Raw genomic sequence first — 13,810 nt, forward strand, 5'->3', positions numbered from 1 at the left:
AAGGATGACGGGTGGTCCTGCGAATCCGCTGCCAAGGGTTGCCGGCGAAATCGGACCATATATCATGGATCCTGCGCACACGCCAGAGCGAACGCAACGATTGGCAACAAAAGCCACGAAACGCGAAGCGCCTTCGTACGTTTAGCGTATGAACGCAAAGCAGCCTGATCACAACATCGCCAACATCCCCGCCGACGACTGCGCCGAACGCGTCGCCTCGACGGGATTCATCCCCACCTGCGCCGACGGCGTCGCCCCGAACCACGACTATGTGGCCGAGATTCCCGAAAACACCGGCTTGGACACGATCTTCCTCGCGCAAGGCGATATGGTCTGCGTCGCCGCCCGCCCCATCAAAGCGGGGGAGAGAGTGCAGGTCGAAGGGCACGAGCCGCTGACGGTGCTCGACGATGTGCCCCGCGGACACAAAATCGCGCTGGTCGACGTTCCCGAAGGCGTCAACGTCGTCAAATACGGCTTCGAAATCGGCCGCGCCAAGCAGCCGATCAAACGCGGCGCATGGGTGCACACCCACAACATCGCCACGAATCTCGGCGCGAACCTCGAATACACGTACGAGCCCACCGACGACACCGTCAAACCGGGCCAACCCACCATGACCTTCCAAGGCTACCGCCGTGCCAACGGCAAAGTCGGCATCCGCAACGACCTGTACATCGTGCCCACCGTGGGCTGCATCTCCGGACTGGTCGCCACCATGGCGCGCATGTTCACCTCACGCCACAACGGCAACGGCAACTTCGACTCCGTGGTCGTGGCGCGTCATCCCTACGGCTGCTCGCAGCTCGGCGGCGATCTCGAATGGACGCAGAACACCCTGCGCGGCATCGTCGAACATCCGAACGCCGGAGGCGTGCTGGTGGTGGGCCTCGGCTGCGAGAACAACCAGATGTCGCTGTTCAAAGCCGGACTGGAAGGCATCGACGAATCCCGCGTCAAAACCATGATCTGCCAGGAGGAGACGGACGAGTTCGACCGCGCGGCCGATCTGCTGGAGGAACTCAACGAGGCTGCGGCCGGCGACCGGCGCGAACCCATCCCGATGAGCGAGCTCAAAGTCGGCGTCGAATGCGGCGGCTCCGACGGCATGAGCGGCATCACCGCCAACCCCATGGTCGGACGTTTCGCCGAATGGCTGGTAAGCCAGGGCGGATCCGTGGTGCTCTCGGAAGTGCCGGAGATGTTCGGCGCGGAAACCGTGCTGATGAGCCAGGCGCGCGACGAAGGCGTGTTCCACGACATCGTGGATCTGATCAACAACTTCAAAGGGCATTTCCGCAAATACGGCGAAATCATCTCCGACAACCCCTCGCCGGGCAACAAGGCCGGCGGCATCACCACCCTGGAGGACAAATCCCTGGGTTGCATCCGCAAAGGCGGCCGCTGCGAGGTCGAGGACGTGATCCTCTACGGACACCGCATCAAGCGCAACGGACTGTCGCTCATGCAGACGCCGGGCAACGATATGGTGTCCACCACCGCCAAAGGATCCGCGGGCTGCCATCTCATCCTGTTCACCACCGGCCGCGGCACGCCGTTCGGATGCTTCGTGCCGACCATCAAAGTCGCCACCAACACTCCGCTCGCCGAAAAGAAGAAACGCTGGATCGACTTCAACGCCGGACGCCTACTGGACGAGCCCGCCTCGGTGGTGGATGAGGACTTCCGCAAACTGGTGCTTGAGGTCGTCGACGGACGCAGGACCAACAACGAGAAGAACGCGATGCAGGAGACCGTCATCTTCAAAGACGGCCCCACCGAATAACGATTGCTGTAAAAGTGGTCAATGAAATGTGAAGTTTCCAGATGGCGAGTACTTTGTCATCCGGAAACTTTTTTTATTGAAAGGATGTGCTGACATGCCACTTCCCATTCCGCCGGAGGACTCCGGCTACGATCATGCCCACGCCATCGCATTGTCCAAGGCGGCCGGCGCCACCGACGCCGACATCGCCGAAGCCGAGACCTTCGGCCAGGCTCTCGACAAGCACAACGCGTGGGGACTGCCGTTCAACGGATACTGCAACGCTGCGGGCTACGGCTACGTGTGGGAGCCGACCATGGGCGTGGCGCAGGACGGCTGGGATTCCCATGAGGCGTTCCTGAAGTTAAGCCGCGGAGCGCAGACGGCGATCGTCTACACCAGCCTGGAACGCGGTCATGATATCGACCGTGAATCCGCGCGCCAGTTTTTGAAGCATGAGCGCGGCATCATCATCCACGGCAATCAGCCGTACTGATCCGCCGATTCGCCGACCGTCATTCCTCGCGCCGGCCAGACGGATCCTCGGCGACGGACGTCATGCGAACGATCAGACGCGTGCGCCGTCGTCGAAGAAATCCTCGCGGGTTTCGGTGTGGCCCTTGTGCTGCATGAGTAGGCCTCCCGCGCCGAGAATCGCGCACAGACCGAAGATGGTGCCGAGAATCGCCGCCATTGACGGTACGAACACCGAGAAGATGATCCCCGCGATACCGACGATCAGCAGCGCCCAGAACACCAGTTTGGAGGTTTTGACCGGACCGATCTGCGGGTTCGGCGGCACGAAGTCATCGCCGTAGCGGTCCATCACATCATCGGTGTCCAACCAGCTGGATCCGGTGAAATCGCGTGGGCCTTGCTGGCGCACACGTTCGCGCATGGGGCGCACGTCATCGGTGAAGGTGCCGGCATCGAGGTCGTTCACCGACAGCAACGCCTCCTTCTCCTTGCGCTGGGCGTGCTTCTCGAAGCGTTTCGCCTGCCGGGACGACTCCACATCCTTCAGATCGTCGGCATGGGCGGCGGCGAACGCCGCCCACGCGTCGTCGAGATTTCCGTCATCCGGCGTGGGGTTTGTACGCTCGTCGTCCGCATTGCTATTGTTGAGGTCAGTCATAGATACCACTCTAATCGGGCATGAGGCCAATCATGCGGAGAGGAAGCCACATGTTGTATTGGTTCTTCGTCAAATCACTGGGATGGCTCGCGCGTCGGCGTCTCGGCCCCACGGTCACCGGTCTGGAGAACATTCCACGCGAGGGCGGGGCGATCATCGCCGCGAACCATCTGGCGGTGATCGACGACGCGCTGCTGCCCATCACCTCGCCTCGCATGATCCATTTCATGGGCAAGGCGGAGTATTTCGAAGGCAAAGGATTGAAAGGCCGCTTCAAGAAGTGGTGGTTCACCTCCGTGGGCGTGTTCCCCGTGGACCGTTCCGGTGGCAATAAGTCATTGGGCGCGCTGACCCATGCGCGCGAGATCATCGAGGAAGGCCACCTGTTCGGCATCCATATCGAAGGAACCCGCAGTCCCGACGGCCGCCTGTACAAAGGACATACCGGTGCCGCGCGCCTCGCCTTCGAAACCGGCTGCGCGATCGTGCCCACGGCGATCATCGGCTCACGCGAACTGCAGGAGCCTGGCACGGTGATTCCGAAAAAGGGCAGAACCCAAGTGATCTACGGCAAGCCGATCGATGTGCCGAAGAAGCCCTCCGACGAGATCACGCACGAGGATCTGCGCGCGCTCACCGACCGGGTGACCGCGGAAATCCAGAAGATGAGCGGTCAGGAATACGTGGACGAGTACGCCCAAACCGTCAAGAAGCGTCTGAAGGAGCAGTCCGCGGCCTGACGGCCTCGTCACGAAGCATCCAAGAAGGCCTCGTGGAATTTCCGCTGTGACGGATTCCACGAGGCCTTGTCGTATGGGGCGTCAGGAACGCTCGAACCTCAGACCACGGTGAGGGTGACGACGGTGGCGTTGCCATCCGTGTCGCGCAGACGCACCTGCTCTCCGGGGGAGGGATCCTGCAGACGCACCGTATGCGTCAGATCGCCCAGGGGAGCGGAGACCTTCACCTGCAGACCCAGCGCCTCCAACGTCTGCGTCGCCTCGGTGGTGCTTTGTCCGCGCACGTCGGGGATCGTCACCATCTCGGGGCCCCTGGAGACGACCACGTCGACCGTGTCTCCCCAATGCAATTGGGTGCCAGCATCGACGGAGGCGGAGATCACATCGCCCGCTTCCACGGTGTCGCTGTACTCCTCGGTGAAGTTGGCGTTCAGCTTCAGGTCGTCCAACGCGGTCGTCGCCTCATCTTGGGAACGTCCGAGGATATCCGGCATACTCACCGGCATCGGACCCTTCGACAGCACGACGGAGACCTCGTCGTTATGGTTGAGCGTGGTGCCCGGATCAGGGGAGACGCTTACGGCCGTGCCCTCGGGCAGATTCTCCGAATACACGTCCTGCGACTCGTCATGCGTGATATTGGTGAACCCGGCATCCTGCAACGCGTCCAAAGGCGCCTTGCCCGATTCGGAGGTCGGATCGAGGATATCCTCGGGAATGGTGGCCGTGCGCACGCCTTGGGAGACCGTCACGGTCAGCGTCGCACCGTCGCGTTTGCTCACATGACTGCCCACATACGCGGTCGAATCGCCGACGGTGGCCGTGATCACCGACCCCTCGGCGATGTCGTCGCTGTAATCCTCAACGGTTTCGTAAGGGATGCCCGCCACCTTCAAGGTGCTTTCGTAATCGCTCCACACGGCACCCGCCAACGAACAATCGGTCGCATCCTGCTCGCAGGTGACGTCCGTGGGCTGCGGCACCGACCAGTAGCTGCCGGGACCGAGGAAATACCACCATGCGCCGCCTGAACCGATCAGCGCGAGCACCAGAACCACCACTATGACGATGATCAGCGGCTTGCGCGGACGTTTTTTGGAAGGGTCGTCCGTCTTCGCCGACGCCGCGGCATCCGCGGTCATGATGGTCTGCGTGAACGCGTCATCCAATCCGCCCAATATCTGGGTTTGCTCGCCGAAGGCGCCGTCACCCCGCATCAGGGTGGACGGGGCGTCTCCCGACTGAGGCAACGGCACGACCCGCGTGGCCGAGGAATTGATGGCCGTGGTCGGCTGCGCGGTATCGGAGGCCGGGGGAGCGGGCGGCAGCGACGAGCCCGCGACGACCGGCGTGAACGTGGTGTCATCGGCCCTGTCCTGCGAATCGGATGCATCCAGACCCGGGGTTTTGCGGTACTGCCAGTCCTCAATGCCCAACGTGGCGCTGAGCGAGCGCAGCTCATCGGCGGCCTCGACGGCGCTCGCCGGCCGACGGTCGACCTGTCGCGCGGTCAGATGCGCGATGAACTCGGCCACGGCAGGAGCGACTCCCGGGCAGACGGTGGCTACGGACGGTACATCCTCATGCACATGTTTGAACACCAACGTCACGGGATTGTCGGAATGGAACGGCACGTCGCCGCTGAGCATCTCCCATGCCATGATGCCCACCGAATACAGGTCGCCCTGCGGGGTGGCCTGGTTGTTCTCGATCATCTCCGGCGCCAGATACGCGGCCGTGCCCAACAGCATGCCGGTGGATGAGAGCGTGGCCTGCGACGCGGCCTTCGCCAGACCGAAATCGGTGATCTGCACGTGGCCGCGGGAATTGAGCAGGATGTTCTCCGGTTTGATGTCGCGGTGCACCACGCCGGCGCGGTGCGCGGAGGCGAGACCGTCCAGAGTTTCGGACACCACGCGCAAGGTCTCCCGCACCGAGAAGGTTCGCTGTTGGTTCATCTCATGGCGCAGGTTCACGCCATGCACGTATTCCATCACCAGATAGTCCAAGCCGTTGAACTCGCCGGTGTCATACACCTGCACGATATGCGGGTTCGCGATGGCGGCCGCAGATTTGGCCTCGCGCTTGAACCGCTCCACGAACTGCTCGCGGTGGGGGCCCTGCGCGAGCTGGGTGTGCATCACCTTAACCGCCACCGTGCGGTCAAGGCGCTCGTCCACCGCTTCGAACACCGTGGCCATGCCGCCCTCGGCGATTTTGCGGACGACGCGATAACGGCCGTCGATCGTCGGCATGGTCTGGCCGTTGGGTTCCTCGAAGGCTTCAGTCATGATGGTGCTCGGTCGATTCCTTGATGTCGTGGTCCGAATGTCGTGGGGGCGGTGCGTCCCATGGAAGGGCCGCGATCATGCGACCCATCACGCTACCTAAGTGTACATGGCGGGAGCGAATCGCAAAGGCGTTCACCGTAACGATTCTGGGATGAAGTCGCGGCATGCGGCGAGCAGCCGGTCCTCCGCCTCATCGTGCAGAGCGAGCCGTCCGATTGCCTGACGCGACTGGGCCCACAGCGCGGCGATGCGTTCGCGCGACCTCTCGATCGCGCCGGTCTCGTCGAACAGGGCGATGACTCGGTCCACCTGCGTCTGATTGCGCTGGCTGGAGGTGAAGATGGCGAGCAATTCGTCGCGTTGCGCGTCTCCCGCCGCGGCCAATGCGTCCGCCAGCAGTACCGTGCGTTTGCCCTCGCGGATGTCGCCTCCGATGGGTTTGCCGGTGGCGGCGCTGACGCCGATGACGTCAAGCAGATCGTCCGCAAGCTGGAAGGCCAGACCCAACGGCAGGCCGATCGCCATCGCATGCTCGCGCGCCTGGTCGGCCGGCATGCCGACGGCGAGCATGGCGAAACGCAACGGCGCGATGGTGGTGTAGCTGGCGGTTTTCCATCGGAACACGTTCAGCGAGGCCTGGGCGAGTTTTTCCGGATCGTCCAACGGCGAAGTCTCCACGGCCAAATCCAGCACCTGGCCGACCTCCACCTCGCGATGCATCTCCAGGAACGCGGCGACGAGATCGCCGCCGGAAGGCAGGTCCCGTACGGCCTGATGCACGATATCCACGCTGGCCGTGGCGAGGATATCGCCCAGCATCAGCCCCAATCCATTGCCGATGCTGCGGCTGCCCACCGCCTGTTCAAGCGCACGGTGCGCGGAAGGCTTGCCACGGCGCAGATCGGAATCATCGATGATGTCGTCATGCACCAGCGCCGCCGTTTGGAACACTTCGATGCCGCAGGCCAGATCGACCATGGCTTGGCGCAGGACCGCGTCGCCGTCCAACGAGTCGAATGCGGCGAGCGTCAGCAGCGCGCGCAGCCGCTTGCCGCCCTCGCTGGATGCCACGGCCTGCGCGACCACCTCGTCCATCACCCGCGCGCCATCCGCCGCCATCGCGCCGTCTTCGCCGGAAAGGGCGGGGACGCCGGCACGCTCGCGCACCAGCTCGGCGATACGAGGTTCAATGATCATACGATCCGTTTCGGTAAGGCTCATGCCTCCTAACTTATCGACAGGCCATGTCGAATGCTGTGGATGCGTGGGGGAATTATGCACATCGAAGGCTTTTTCCCGAGGCTGGTTCCACATCACCCGTTTCGGCTTGCGCGGCTTACGCTCGCTCGCTCATGGTGGAGGCATGCGGCCGCGAAACCGGCCGCGGCTTTTCCTACTCGCAACCGCACCATTGCACACCATTGCACAACGATGTCAAGGAGGACATGATGAACGCCACAGCCACCAGCGCGCGTGTGAACGACGCGCGCTTCCGCGCCCGCATCCGCGAGGATGTCGGATGCTGCGAGAACCCCGTCGACGAGGCTTCTCTTGAGGAGATGACGCGACTGTTTCGCACCCAACGCCGCAGAGACGGCCATCGCAAAGCGACGTCCGCATGGTTGGATGGGCCCTTGGACGATTGGCTCGCCAACCTCGACGACGGCGAAACCGAATTGGGCGGCGACGATATGGCCGCGATCGCCGTGGGCATGCACGAGACGCTGTCGATCCGCGACGCGCTGATTCTTTCGATGATCACCGACGAGGAAGCCTGTCCCAAAGCGCAGCTTATGGAGTTCGCGGCCAGACCGCAATTGTCGCGTTCGAAGCGGCGCATGTGCGAGCTGTTGTCCGCGGCGTTCGAGGACGAGGGCATCACCCCGGATGTGGAGCGTTGCCAGACGGGAGTGATGATGCTGCTCGACATCGCCCGCGCGGTGCCGACCGATCTCGCCGTGCAGCCATTGGCGGTGGTCGCCTACGCGTTGTGGTGGATGGGCGACGAGCATGCCATCCTGTTCGCGATGCACTGTCTGGCCATCGACGACGAATGCTCGTTGGCATCGATTGTGTTCTCCGCGATCAACAGGGGCATTAGGCCGGCATGGTGCGCCTGCTGATCGGCGGGGCGCATTCGCCCGCCATCCATACGACGGGTGGCGACGGCGACGAGGAGAATTGCGCGCGGTGGGAATAATCGTCCTTGCAAGGTGGTTTACTCACATAGTTGACGATTTGCCCTTGCCAGAAGTGCGCCTTTATGGTATGTGCCGATGGCAGGAACACGCAGGAGGAAAGTTTTGGCCACGAAGGAAACGACGGCAACCAAGAACACGGCTGACATGGACGAGGAGCTGACCTCCGCCGCCAAGAAGCCGGCCGCGCGCAAGACCTCCGCCGCGAAGAAGGCCACCGGTGCCAAGAAAACCGCCGGTGCCAAGAAGACCACGGCCAAAACCGCCGCCAAGAAAACCATGGATGACAACGCCGAAGTGATCGATGAGGCCGATCAGCTCGACGATGTGGATGATCTCGACGCCGACCAGGTGGACGACGTCGATTTGGACGTCGAAGATTTGGACGCCGAGGATCTCGACGCCGCCGCCGATGACGACGTCGAGGTGGATGAGGAATTGGACGTCGAGGATCTCGACGAGGATGTGGCGGACGACGAGGAGGAGGCCGAGAAGGCCCAGGCCCCCGAACGTCCGAAGGAGAAGGGCGCGTTCGTCCTTTCCGACGCGGACGACGAGGAAGAGCCTCCCGTCCGTGCCGGCAATCCCAAGCGTCGTGTGATCGCCGCGGGCGCCACCGCCGACCCCGTCAAGGACTACCTGAAGCAGATCGGCCGCGTGAGCCTGTTGAACGCCGAACAGGAGGTCGATCTTTCCGAACGCATCGAGGCCGGCCTGTACGCGCAGCATCTGCTCGACACCGAAGGCGACACCATGGATTTCAAGCGCAAGCGTGAACTCAAGTGGGCGGCGTCCGACGGCAAGAAGGCCAAGGACCATCTTCTGGAGGCCAACCTGCGACTGGTGGTGTCGCTGGCCAAGCGCTACACCGGCCGCGGCATGCTCTTCCTCGATCTCATTCAGGAAGGCAACCTCGGTCTGATCCGCGCCGTCGAGAAGTTCGATTGGAAGAAGGGCTTCAAGTTCTCCACCTACGCCACCTGGTGGATCCGCCAGGCCATCACCCGCGCCATGGCCGATCAGGCGCGCACCATCCGCGTGCCCGTGCACATGGTCGAAGTGATCAACAAGCTCAGCCGCGTGCAGCGTCAGATGCTGCAGGACCTCGGCCGCGAACCCACGCCCGACGAGCTGGCACGCGAGCTCGACATGCCCGTCGAGAAAGTTCAGGAAGTGCAGAAGTACGGCCGCGAGCCGATTTCGCTGCACACCCCGCTGGGCGAGGACGGCGATTCCGAGTTCGGCGACCTGATCGAGGACACCGACGCCATCGCCCCGTCCGACGCGGTCGCGTTCTCGCTGCTGCAGGAGCAGTTCAAGCAGGTGCTCGAGACCCTGTCTCCCCGCGAGGCCGGCGTGATCAAAATGCGCTACGGCCTTGAGGACGGCCAGCCCAAGACGCTCGACGACATCGGCCGCGTGTACGGCGTGACCCGCGAACGCATCCGCCAGATTGAGTCGAAGACCATGTCCAAGCTGCGTCACCCCTCCCGTTCGCAGACCCTGCGTGACTTCCTTGATCAATAGGTCGTCGCAGTCGACCTGTTTTATACCGAATCATGCGATTACGGCTGAGTCGTGGAGACGACTCAGCCGGTTCCATCACGTCCGCGGATAAGATTCGCCGACGTCAGACGGCAATACCCCCACAAGATAGAGAGTTATGGCAACTGAAGAATACGGCGCCAAAGACCTGTCCGTCCTCGAAGGTCTGGACGCGGTGCGCAAGCGCCCCGGCATGTACATCGGCACCACCGACTCGCAGGGTCTTATGCACTGCCTGTGGGAGATCATCGATAATTCCGTGGATGAGGCGCTGGCCGGATTCTGCACCAATATCGTCGTGACCCTGCATACGGACGGTTCTGTGGAGGTGGCCGACAACGGCCGTGGCATCCCGGTCGACAAGGAGCCGAAAACCGGCCTGTCCGGCGTGGAGGTCGTGCTCACCAAACTGCATGCGGGCGCGAAGTTCGGCAATTCGTCGTACAACGCGGTCGGCGGTCTGCACGGCGTCGGCTCGTCGGTGGTCAACGCGCTGAGCTCCCGTCTCGAGGTCGAGGTGGACCGCGACGGCAAAACCCATCACATGTCGTTCCATCAGGGGCATCCGGGCGTGTATGAGGACGCCGATCCGGCGCATCCCTCGCCCGACTCGCCGTTCAAGCGCACCCGCAAGAACAAACCCACCGAGCTTGAGGTTATCGGCAAGGTACCGCCCAAAACCACGGGCACGCGCATCCGCTACTGGTACGACCCGGAGATTTTCAACAAAACGGCGGAATTCTCCTACGAGCAGCTGGTCGACCGCGTGCGCCAGACCAGCTTCCTCGTGCCCGGCCTGAAAATCACCGTCGTCGACGAGAACATCCCCGAGAATTCCTCCGTCATTTCGAGCGACGCTTCCCTCGTCATTCCGAGCGATACCTCTTCCGTCATTCCGAGCGAAGTCGAGGAATCTCCCTCCCTCATTGACGACGCCCCTTCCATCAGCGAAAGCGACGCCTCCGCAACCCCCACCGTCGTCGACGGCGCCTTCGGCAAGCAGCCCGCCCATGAGCGCGTCGTGGAATTCCTCCACACCGGCGGCGTGAAGGATTTCGTCGACTTCCTCTCCAAAGGCGAGGCCATCTCCGACATCTGGCGCATCCAAGGCGAAGGCACCTACAGGGAGGAGACGCAGGCCGTGGGAGCGGGCGGCGAACTGCACGCCGAGGAGATTGAACGCACCTGCGGCGTCGACATCGCCCTGCGTTGGGTCAACGGCTACGACACCACGATCATGAGCTTCGTGAACATCGTGGAGACCCCCGGCGGCGGCATGCACGTCGACGGCTTCATGAACGCGATCACCAAGCAGATCCGCAAAACCGTCGAAGACAACGCGCGCAAGCTCAAGGTGAACCTCAAGGACTCTGCCATGAAGGTGGAGCGCGACGACATTCAGGCCGGTCTGGTGGCCGTGGTCACCGTGCGCGTGGCCGAACCGCAGTTCCAAGGCCAGACCAAGGACGTGCTTGGCACCGCGCAGGTCAAGCCGATCGTCACCCGTCTGACCGACAAACAGTTCGGCGAGATGATCACCGGCTCCAAGCGCGGGTTCAAGGACCAGTCCGGCCGTGTGTTGGAGAAGATCGTCGGCGAGATGCACGCGCGCATCCAGTCACGCAAGGCCAAGGAGGTCACGCGCCGCAAGAACGCGCTCGAATCCGCGTCCATGCCGGCCAAACTCTCCGACTGCCAGCCGGGCAACGACGATGTGGCCGAACTGTTCATCGTCGAGGGCGATTCCGCGCTCGGCACCGCCAAGGCCGCGCGCAACGCCGGCTTCCAGGCGCTGCTGCCGATCCGAGGCAAGATCCTCAACGTGCAGAAGGCCTCGATCACGCAGATGCTCGGCAACAAGGAATGCGCGGCCATCATCCAGGTGGTGGGTGCCGGCTCCGGACAGAGCTTCGACATCACGCAGTCGCGCTACCACAAGGTCATCATGATGACCGATGCCGACGTGGACGGCGCGCATATCCGCATCCTGCTGCTCACCCTGTTCTACCGCTATATGCGGCCGCTGATCGAACACGGCTACGTGTACGCCGCCGTGCCGCCGTTGCACCGCATCGCGCTGACCGGCTCGCGCAAGGGCGAATACATCTACACGTATTCCGACGACGAGCTGGCCGTCAAACTTGCGGAACTCGACGCCAAGCATATCGGCTACAACGACGACATCCAGCGGTACAAGGGTCTGGGCGAGATGGACGCCGACCAGCTGGCCGACACCACCATGGATCCGCGCACGCGCATGCTGCGCCGCATCCGCATGGAGGACGCCGCCAACGCCTCGGCCGTGTTCGACCTGCTCATGGGCGACGACGTGCCTCCGCGCAAGCAGTTCATCGTCGACAACGCCGACGACTTCGACCGTTCCAAAATTGACACGTGACAAACAGCCCAGTGGGCTGTTTGTAGCAGCGAGCAGCGATAGCGTCGCGAGCGTCGCATATGTTGCAAACAGCCCAGTCTTGGTGTCACACGCATAGCGGTGCGGCATACGTGATATTCCATGTGTCGATGACGTTGTCCGGATTGGCGAAGCCGATGATCAGCCACCATGCCAGCAGCAGCGCCAGTGCGATCGTGATCAGCGGCAGACATTCGACGAAGAGACGCACCAGCGCCAACACTAGCGTGATGGCCAGGGCCACGATGAACGTCATCGACAGATACCGAAGCCAGGTCAGACCATAGGCCTGAATATACAGGGCGAGCCGCATGGCCGCGGATACGAGCATCACGCCGGTGGCGGCGATAAGACCGATCTGCATCCCGATCAGCGGCGCTCGTCGTGGCGCATAGGTCGCAACGACACCGAATCCGATGAGATTGACCGAGGCGACGAACAGCAGCTGGAAGAATCCCGTGCGCGCATATTCAGCGTAGGTATAGCCGTCCGGCAGACCATGCCCCGCGAACAGGAACGTAAACTGGATGGCGCAGAACAGCAGATAGACCACCAGCACGACGCCCAGCACGATGCCGCTGATCAACGGATCGAACGGACGGTTGCGGCGAGCCGCTTCGAGACTGGACAACATGGGCTCATGCTTGCGAGTCTCCACGCTCGCCAGAAGCGAGAACAGGAACGGCGCCGGAACCAATATCACCATGGCATGCATGACGAAGTCGCTCAGGTCGAGATTCGACACCACTCGGCTGAGCACATAGGAGAACACTTCGTCCGTCTCCATCAACAGCGGTACGACCACGACCAGAATGGGCGCGCAAATCAGCAACGCCACCCCGATACGTCCCCAGAACCGCCGTGGTGTCGTTGTGCCGTTCGAGCCGTTTGCACCGTTTGCGCCGGTGACGAGGGCGATCGCATCCGAACAGGTGCGGGCCAATACCGGCCAATGCGTGAACCACGAGAGCGTCCATCCGCGCAGCCAGTCGACAATAAGCTCCGATGGACGATGGACGTTGAGCGTTCCCGACGAGAGTTGCAGAAAGGCCATCAATGTTGCGGGCAGCACAAGCGTGGCGGTTGTGATCGCATATGCGAGATTCGCCGGCGGAATGCGGAACGCGGCGGTTTGCGCGGTGACCGTCATCAGCCACACGCTCATGGCGAGAGCCGCGACGCCGGTGATCCACCACAAGGCGGTACGGCGTGCGCGTACGGCGAACAGCGCTGCGCCTATCAGCGTGATGAGCGCGCACCAGCACCCCCATGCCTGAAAGAGGGTGGTCCCGTCGCTGATCGAACCGCTGACGAACAGCCGGTCGAACAGCAGCGGAATGGCAAGGGCCGCCGCCAGCAACGCATACCGTCGTCGAGGCGGCGTTGCGCGGGCGATTTCTTCCATCGATTCCGCGGTTGGCGTATGGAGTGTTGCGGAGGATGCCTTCGGCCGGGCCATATGCGGGACCGACATGGTTAGCGGTTGCGCGGTATCCGCGCCGGATGACGTTTCGGCGGGAAGCGTCGCAGCGGCTTGCTCCGCCGTCGCGATTTGGCTTGGTGGATTGGGCGCGTCGGTCGCGTTGGATGCGTTGTGTGTCGGGCTGTCTGGCATGCTGCCTCCTTGGTGGTGATGCCGTCATCGTAAGCTATCGAAAAACGATAGATAGTAATCGAATATCATTTCTTCACGGAAGTTGCATATCGATTTTCGATAGGT

10 protein-coding genes are annotated in these 13,810 nt (G+C 62.7%); 6 read left to right on the forward strand and 4 right to left on the reverse strand.

From position 1 onward, the window contains the following. Positions 1 to 148: 148 nt before the first annotated feature. Together BE0216_RS00110 and BE0216_RS00115 are read left to right on the forward strand one after the other, a co-directional pair. Positions 149 to 1,786, forward strand: coding sequence for a UxaA family hydrolase (locus BE0216_RS00110; protein WP_094637134.1), 1,638 nt, complete (start codon positions 149 to 151; stop codon positions 1,784 to 1,786). A gap of 94 nt (positions 1,787 to 1,880) precedes the next feature. Then, entirely contained in the window at positions 1,881 to 2,261 is a 381-nt protein-coding gene (locus BE0216_RS00115) for a hypothetical protein (RefSeq protein ID WP_094637135.1), read from the forward strand. Positions 2,262 to 2,333: 72 nt separating this feature from the next. Here the strand turns inward: BE0216_RS00115 and BE0216_RS00120 are convergent, their stop codons facing one another. Further along, complete coding sequence (locus BE0216_RS00120) at positions 2,334 to 2,900, reverse strand: hypothetical protein (RefSeq protein ID WP_094637136.1); 567 nt, start codon at positions 2,898 to 2,900, stop codon at positions 2,334 to 2,336. Positions 2,901 to 2,950: 50 nt separating this feature from the next. Here BE0216_RS00120 and BE0216_RS00125 point away from each other — a divergent pair, with 50 nt between their 5' ends. Beyond that, positions 2,951 to 3,640: a lysophospholipid acyltransferase family protein gene (locus tag BE0216_RS00125; RefSeq protein WP_094637137.1), complete on the forward strand. Its 690-nt coding sequence runs from the start codon at positions 2,951 to 2,953 to the stop codon at positions 3,638 to 3,640. 98 nt (positions 3,641 to 3,738) lie between these two features. On the opposite strand, the gene BE0216_RS00130 is transcribed toward BE0216_RS00125, so the two are convergent. Next, on the reverse strand, positions 3,739 to 5,931 hold the full coding sequence (locus tag BE0216_RS00130) for a Stk1 family PASTA domain-containing Ser/Thr kinase (protein ID WP_226805650.1): 2,193 nt from the start codon (positions 5,929 to 5,931) through the stop codon (positions 3,739 to 3,741). A gap of 132 nt (positions 5,932 to 6,063) precedes the next feature. Next, entirely contained in the window at positions 6,064 to 7,152 is a 1,089-nt protein-coding gene (locus tag BE0216_RS00135; protein ID WP_094637138.1) for a polyprenyl synthetase family protein, read from the reverse strand. 224 nt (positions 7,153 to 7,376) lie between these two features. On the opposite strand from BE0216_RS00135, the gene BE0216_RS00140 reads away from it, so the two are divergent. The 3 genes from BE0216_RS00140 to BE0216_RS00150 all read left to right on the forward strand — a co-directional run bounded on the left by BE0216_RS00140 (position 7,377) and on the right by BE0216_RS00150 (position 12,072). Beyond that, a complete protein-coding gene (locus BE0216_RS00140; RefSeq protein WP_226805651.1) occupies positions 7,377 to 8,054 on the forward strand; it encodes a DUF4192 family protein in 678 nt (225 codons plus the stop codon). A 180-nt stretch (positions 8,055 to 8,234) separates the two neighbouring features. Next, a complete protein-coding gene (locus tag BE0216_RS00145) occupies positions 8,235 to 9,656 on the forward strand; it encodes an RNA polymerase sigma factor (protein ID WP_094637139.1) in 1,422 nt (473 codons plus the stop codon). Positions 9,657 to 9,792: 136 nt separating this feature from the next. Further along, entirely contained in the window at positions 9,793 to 12,072 is a 2,280-nt protein-coding gene (locus tag BE0216_RS00150; RefSeq protein ID WP_094637140.1) for a DNA gyrase/topoisomerase IV subunit B, read from the forward strand. A gap of 85 nt (positions 12,073 to 12,157) precedes the next feature. Here BE0216_RS00150 and BE0216_RS00155 read toward each other — a convergent pair whose 3' ends face one another. Further along, positions 12,158 to 13,495, reverse strand: a complete 1,338-nt coding sequence (locus BE0216_RS00155) for a DUF4153 domain-containing protein (protein ID WP_211279940.1) — start codon at positions 13,493 to 13,495, stop codon at positions 12,158 to 12,160. Positions 13,496 to 13,810 lie beyond the last annotated feature (315 nt).

Source organism: Bifidobacterium eulemuris, assembly GCF_014898155.1.
Taxonomy (GTDB): domain Bacteria; phylum Actinomycetota; class Actinomycetes; order Actinomycetales; family Bifidobacteriaceae; genus Bifidobacterium; species Bifidobacterium eulemuris.